The 6,000-nt window shown below is 72.9% G+C and carries 5 protein-coding genes, 1 tRNA gene and 1 pseudogene; 1 reads left to right on the top strand and 6 read right to left on the bottom strand.

Annotated elements, in window-relative coordinates:
* Positions 1 to 231 (top strand): annotated as a pseudogene (locus SJ20_RS10670) (integrase core domain-containing protein); the annotation flags it as partial.
* 271 nt (positions 232 to 502) lie between these two features.
* On the opposite strand, the gene SJ20_RS10665 reads toward SJ20_RS10670, so the two are convergent.
* From SJ20_RS10665 to SJ20_RS10640, 6 genes are all read right to left on the bottom strand, one after another.
* Positions 503 to 579: transfer RNA gene (locus SJ20_RS10665), tRNA-Pro, on the bottom strand.
* A gap of 378 nt (positions 580 to 957) precedes the next feature.
* A complete protein-coding gene (locus SJ20_RS10660; protein WP_044659889.1) occupies positions 958 to 1,437 on the bottom strand; it encodes a hypothetical protein in 480 nt (159 codons plus the stop codon).
* A gap of 104 nt (positions 1,438 to 1,541) precedes the next feature.
* Positions 1,542 to 3,080, bottom strand: a complete 1,539-nt coding sequence (der, locus tag SJ20_RS10655; protein WP_044659888.1) for a ribosome biogenesis GTPase Der — start codon at positions 3,078 to 3,080, stop codon at positions 1,542 to 1,544.
* Positions 3,077 to 3,808: a (d)CMP kinase gene (gene cmk / locus SJ20_RS10650; RefSeq protein ID WP_002857424.1), complete on the bottom strand. Its 732-nt coding sequence runs from the start codon at positions 3,806 to 3,808 to the stop codon at positions 3,077 to 3,079. Before cmk ends, der begins: the two co-directional genes overlap by 4 nt.
* Before the next feature lies 1 nt (position 3,809).
* The gene (locus SJ20_RS10645) at positions 3,810 to 4,970 is read right to left on the bottom strand and encodes a prephenate dehydrogenase (RefSeq protein WP_020628100.1); all 1,161 of its coding nucleotides are present in this window, start codon (positions 4,968 to 4,970) and stop codon (positions 3,810 to 3,812) included.
* On the bottom strand, positions 4,967 to 5,923 hold the full coding sequence (locus tag SJ20_RS10640; RefSeq protein WP_044659887.1) for a pseudouridine synthase: 957 nt from the start codon (positions 5,921 to 5,923) through the stop codon (positions 4,967 to 4,969). Before SJ20_RS10640 ends, SJ20_RS10645 begins: the two co-directional genes overlap by 4 nt.
* Between the last annotated feature and the right edge of the window lie 77 nt (positions 5,924 to 6,000).

Genomic DNA, 6,000 nt, shown 5'->3' with positions numbered 1-6,000 from the left:
GCCCTGGCCGAGACCGTGAACGGCTATTACAAGGCCGAGCACGTCCGCGGACCCGCACGGCCAGGTCCCTGGCGGACGGTCGAGGACCTCGAGCTCGCGACCCTCGGGTGGGTGTCCTGGCACAACACGCAACGCCTCCACGGCTACCTCGGCGACGTCCCACCCGCCGAGTTCGAGGACACGTTCTATGCTGTCGAAGCCGGCCGCGAACAGCTGGTCGGAATCAAATAGCGCGAGTCTCCATCAGACCCAGGGGGCTTCAGGGCCAACGCTCTGGTCACCGACGAGATCGATTTTGGATCGAGCCGCTCGGCCACTGAGGAAGTTCTGAATTCCCGGGGATATAAGTCGAGCCGAACGCCGAACCGTAGGGTCTGTCTCGATCAGTTTGTGCTAAGGAATATGTCAGGCACGGAAAGAGGCCCAGGCGCTCCCCTCGAGGGAGTACCTGGGCCTCATTCCATTTTCCCTCGTCAGATGCGGACTCTGACCCGTGGGAACGTGGTCGGGCTAGCGGGATTTGAACCCACGACCTCTTGACCCCCAGTCAAGCGCGCTACCAAGCTGCGCCATAGCCCGTGGCGAATCGCGGTCATCCGCGCTTCGGCACCCGATGAGCATACCCCACCGGCACCGCCGGGCGCGAATCGGAAGCGGGCCTGCCAGGTCGTCGTTGTCAGGGGCAAACCGCGCGACACCCCCGAAACGTGAACAAGGGGCCCACGTCCTCTTCACAGACGTGAACCCCTCATCCCTTGACCGAGGGCCACCCGACCGAGAGTCCCCCAGCGACCGCGGCCCCGGCGTACCGGTGGGCCTGGCGGTCTGCACGAACCCTCTCATGACTGAGGGTGCAGTCGTGCACGGGTGAAGCGTAACACGTCGAGCCGCTCCGATCCGCCGTTCCGGGCGGGTCGAAGAGGCGTGTCGGGGGGCTCACGGATCCCCGTCGCAGGATCAGTACGTGAAGGTCCGGTCCCCCACGCGGAATTCGACATCCTTCAGGTCCGGGATGGCGTTGCGCGCCCGCTCCGCCGCCTCCCGCATCGTGTCCTCGAGGACCTGGGGATCGGCATCGAGCAAAGACTGGCCGTACTCGATGACCACCTTTCCGTCCTCCCGGAGCGCCTCGACGTCGACGATGTCCGAACCGGAGGGCAGGGATCGCGTCAGGTCCTCGACGACCTCGGCGGCGCGCTGGTCCGCCTCTGCGAGGGCGCCCTCGGCCTCCTGGCGCAGCTGCCCCAGGTCCACGCGGTCCGAGGCGTCCGCCTCCAGCTCGCTGATCCGGTCCTCGGCCTGGGCGAGCCGGTCCTCCGCGCTCTGCAGCGCGGCCCGGGTCTCGCCGTCGTCGACCGCGCAGCCGGATGCGGCCAGCGCGAGCGCGGCCAGGGTGGCCAGGGACAGGGCGGCGGGGCGACGTCGGATGAGGCTCATGCCCTCAGGCTACGAGGCGAAGGTGGACGAACGGTGGGAGCTTGCCGGGACGACGACGTCCCCCGGCACGGCAGGCCGAGGGACGTCGTCGGGGCAGAGCCGGATCAGCGGCGGCGACCGCGCTTCTCGCGCACGCGCATCCCGATCTCGAGGGGCGTGCCCTCGAACCCGAACGTCTCGCGCAGGCGGCGCACGATGAACCGGCGGTAGCCGGGGTCCAGGAACCCGGTGGTGAACAGCACGAACTTGGGCGGCCGGCTCGAGACCTGGGTCGCGAACAGGATGCGGGGCTGCTTGCCGCCGCGCAGCGGGTGCGGGTGGGCCGCCACGAGCTCGCCGAGGAACGCGTTGAGCTTGCCCGTGGGGATGCGGGTGTCCCACGAGTCCAGGGCGAGGTCCAGCGCGGGGACGAGACGGTCCTTGTGCCAGCCGGTCTTCGCGGAGATGTTCACGCGCGGCGCCCAGGCGACGTGCGCCAGGTCCCGGTCGATCTCCTTGGCCAGCTGGTGCCGGCGGTCCTCATCCACCTGGTCCCACTTGTTGAACGCGATCACGAGGGCACGCCCGGAGTCCAGCACCATCTGGAGGATGCGCACATCCTGCTCCGAGATCACGTGCGGCGCCTCGAGCAGCACCACGGCCACCTCGGCGCGGTCCAGGGCGGAGGCCGTGCGCAGCGACGCGTAGTAGTCGGCGCCGTGGGCCATGTGCTGCCGTCGACGGATGCCGGCGGTGTCCACGAAGCGCCACAGGCGTCCGCCGAGCTCCACGAGCTCGTCCACGGGGTCGCGCGTGGTGCCGGCCAGGTCGTCCACCACCACGCGGTCCGAGCCGGCCAGCTTGTTCAGCAGCGAGGACTTGCCCACGTTCGGCCGGCCCACGAGGGCGATCCGGCGCGGGCCGCCGCGCGGCACGAGACCTCCGTGGGCGGACTCCTCCGGCAGCGCCTCGAGCGCGGCGTCCAACAGGTCCGCGACGCCGCGGCCGTGCACCGCGGACACCGGGTACGGGTAGCCGAAGCCGAGCGACCACAGGGTGGCGGCGTCGGCCTCCTGGACCATGTCGTCCACCTTGTTGGCGGCCACGATCACGGGGCGGTCCTTGCGGCGCAGCATCGAGACCACGGCCTCGTCCGTGGCCGTCATGCCGACGGTGGCGTCCACCACGAACACGACGGCGTCCGCCACGTCCACGGCCAGCTCGGCCTGCTCGGCCACGCGACGGTGGATGCCCTTGGCGTCGTGCTCCCAGCCGCCGGTGTCCACCACGGTGAACTCGCGGCCGTTCCACTCGGCGTCGTAGGAGACGCGGTCGCGCGTCACGCCGGGCACGTCCTCCACCACGGCCTCACGGCGGCCGATGATGCGGTTGACGAGCGTGGACTTGCCGACGTTCGGCCGGCCCACGATGGCCAGCACGGGCGGCACGGGCGCGTCGACGTCCTCGTCGGGCCCGAGCTGCCACGCGTCGAGGAGGGCGGCGTCGTCCTCCTCGAGCTCGTAGTCCTCGAGGCCGGCGCGCAGCGACGCGGCGCGCGCCTCGGCCTCCTCCTCGGTCATGGCGGCGAGCCGCTCGGCCACCTGATCGTCGCCGGCGGGGACGAACTCGTCCTCACCGGAGCGGTGCTGGGGGTTCTCGGTCATCGTCGGCCTCCCTTCACGGCCGGAATGCCGGCCTGGTCCTCGACGGCGGCCAGGACGGCCGCCACGGTCTGCTCGAAGTCGAGCTCGGTGGAGTCCACGAGCGCCACCCCGTCGGCGGGGCGGTCGAACGTGGACACGGTGGCGTCGCGGGCGTCGCGCCCGGCCACCTGACGGTGCAGCGTGCCGGCATCGACGCCGGTCTCCCCCGCCGCGGCCAGCTGGCCCGAGCGGCGGGCGGTGCGCACGGCCTCGGAGGCCGTGAGCAGCACGCGCGCGTGGGCGTCCGGGGCCACCACCGTGGTGATGTCACGGCCCTCGGCGACCATCCGGCCCGCGGCGGCGATCGCCGCCCGCTGGCGACGATGCAGCTCCTCGCGCACCGGGATGACCACGGCGACGGTGGAGACCGTGTCCGTGACCTCGGGGCCGCGGATCGCCTCGGTGACGTCCGTGCCGCCGACCCGCACGGCCTCGACGTCCGGGTCGGTGGACTGGTCCAGGTCCATGGCGACGGCGGCCGCCGCCACGGCCTCCGCATCGGCCAGGTCGACGCCCTCGTGCAGGCAGTGCCACGCCACGGCGCGGTACATGGCGCCGGTGTCCAGGTACGCGGCGCCGAGACGCCGGGCCACGGCCTTGGACACGGACGACTTGCCCGAGCCCGAGGGGCCGTCCACCGCCACCACGAGCGGCGCGGGTGCGACGTCGTCGCGGGTGTGCTCGGTCATCTCAGACCACCTTCCATCCGGCGGCGGTCAGCGCCGCCACGAGTTCGTCCCTGCGGCCGGGCAGCACGGAGATCTCCACCATGCCGACCCGGTGGCCCGAGGCGTGCTCGAGCCGCAGGTCCTCCACGTTCACGTCCGTGCGGCCGACCTCGTCGAGGAGGGCCGCGATCTGCCCGGGGGCGTCGTCCACGATCACCGTGACCACCGCGAACGCCTGCGGCGGCGCCCCGTGCTTGCCGGGCACCCGTGCCCGACCGGCGTTGCCCTCGGCGATCAGCTGCGCCATGTCCAGCCGCGCCCCGGGGGCGGAGGGGTCCTCCAGGGTGCGGATCAGCCGGTCCAGGTCCGCCCGCAGCCCGTGCAGCGCCGGCACGATCCGCCCGGCGTTGCCGGAGAGGATCTGCACCCACAGCTGCGGGTCCGACGCTGCGATCCGGGTGGTGTCCCGCAGCCCGTTGCCGGCCAGGGCGAGCGCCTGGTCCGGGGTGTCCTGCAGGCGGGAGGCCACGAGCGAGGCGGCGATCTGCGGCAGGTGCGAGATCAGCGCGACCGATTCGTCGTGGGCGCGGGCCGCCATCCGGTACGGGGTGGCCTGCAGCGTCCGCGCGAGCGCCCGACCGGCCGCGAGGGCGCCCGGGTGCGTCGTGTCCGTCGGGCACAGCACCCACGGCGCCTGCGTGAACAGGGTGCCGCGGGCCGCCACGGGACCGGACCGCTCGGAGCCGGCCATCGGGTGCGTCCCGAGGTACCGGTCGGCGTCCTGCGGGGCCAGGCGGCCGTCGTCGACGGCAGCGCGCACGCCCGCGGCGACCGCCTCCTTCACCGAGGCGATGTCCACCACCACGGCCGCGGGCCAGCGGCGCAGCGAGTCGACCACGACGTCGGCGGTCACGTCCGGCGGCGCGGCCACGACGACGAGTCCCGGGGCGACGTCGAGGTCGTCGCCCTCGGCGTCCAGGCGGGCGGGGCGTCCGGCGCGGATGTCCGCGGCCACGGCCAGGGCGGCGGGCGAGGGGTCGTGCAGGCGCACGTCCACACCGGCCGCGCTCAGCCCGATGCCGATCGAGGCGCCCAGCAGACCGGTCCCCCGGACGAGCACGGGCTGCGGGATCCCGGCCGGGCCGTCACCGAGCTTGGCGGCGGACTCGGCGGGCGCGCTCACAGGCCGACCAGGGCCTTGAGGTGGCCCAGCTCCTGCGCGTTGAGTGCGCGGACGGTGCCCTGCTTCTGGTCGCCCAGCAGGATGGGGCCCACCTTGACGCGGACGAGCCGCTCGACCGGGTGGCCGATCTCCTGGAACATGCGACGCACGATGCGGTTCTTGCCCGAGTGCAGCACGACCTCGACGAGCACGTGGCCCGGCGTCGAGTCGACGAGCTTGAACGAGTCGACCCGCGCCACGCCGTCCTCCAGTTCCACGCCCTCGCGCAGCCGGTTCGAGACGCCCTTGGCCAGCGGGCCGCGGGTCTGCACCACGTAGGTCTTGGGGACCTCGTAGCTGGGGTGGGTGAGGCGGTTGGCCAGCTCGCCGTCGTTGGTGAGGATGAGCAGGCCCTCGGTCTCGTTGTCCAGACGGCCCACGTGGAACAGGTGCTCCTGCCCGGGCTTGAGGTAGGTGGCGATCGAGGGCCGGCCCTCCGGGTCCACCATCGTGGAGATCACGCCGCGGGGCTTGTTGAAGACGAAGTACTGCTTGGTCACGTCCGTCTGCACGGAGATGCCGTCCACCCGGATCACGGCCGTGGCCGGGTCCACGCGCACGCCGGGCTCGGTGACGACGACGCCGTCCACCTCCACGCGGCCCTCGGCTATGAGGTCCTCGCTCACGCGCCGGGACGCCACACCCGCCGCGGCCAGCACCTTCTGCAGGCGCTCGCCCGACTCGTCGTGGATGCGGTCGAGGTGGGCGGCCTTGGCCCGGGCGGCGCCGGCGCCGCGGCCGCGGCGACCGCGGGTGCGCGGCACGGCGTCCTCGTCGAAGGGGGCCTCCTCACGGGGGGCGGCGGCGCCGCGGCGGGCACCGATCTGTCGCTGGAAGTCGCGCTCCTGGAACGGGCCGCCCCGTCGACCGACGGCGGGGGTGCGTCCGGAGCCTCGCGGCTTGCGGGAGTTCATGGGGAGGGCGTCCTTTCGGGTGCGCGTCAACGGCGCCGGTCGGGCCGGCGGCGGACGGGTCAGGGGGTGAGGGACGG

Source organism: Micrococcus sp. MS-ASIII-49 (assembly GCF_000946635.1).
Lineage (GTDB): Bacteria > Actinomycetota > Actinomycetes > Actinomycetales > Micrococcaceae > Micrococcus > Micrococcus luteus.
This window is presented reverse-complemented; position numbering and strand designations above follow the sequence as displayed.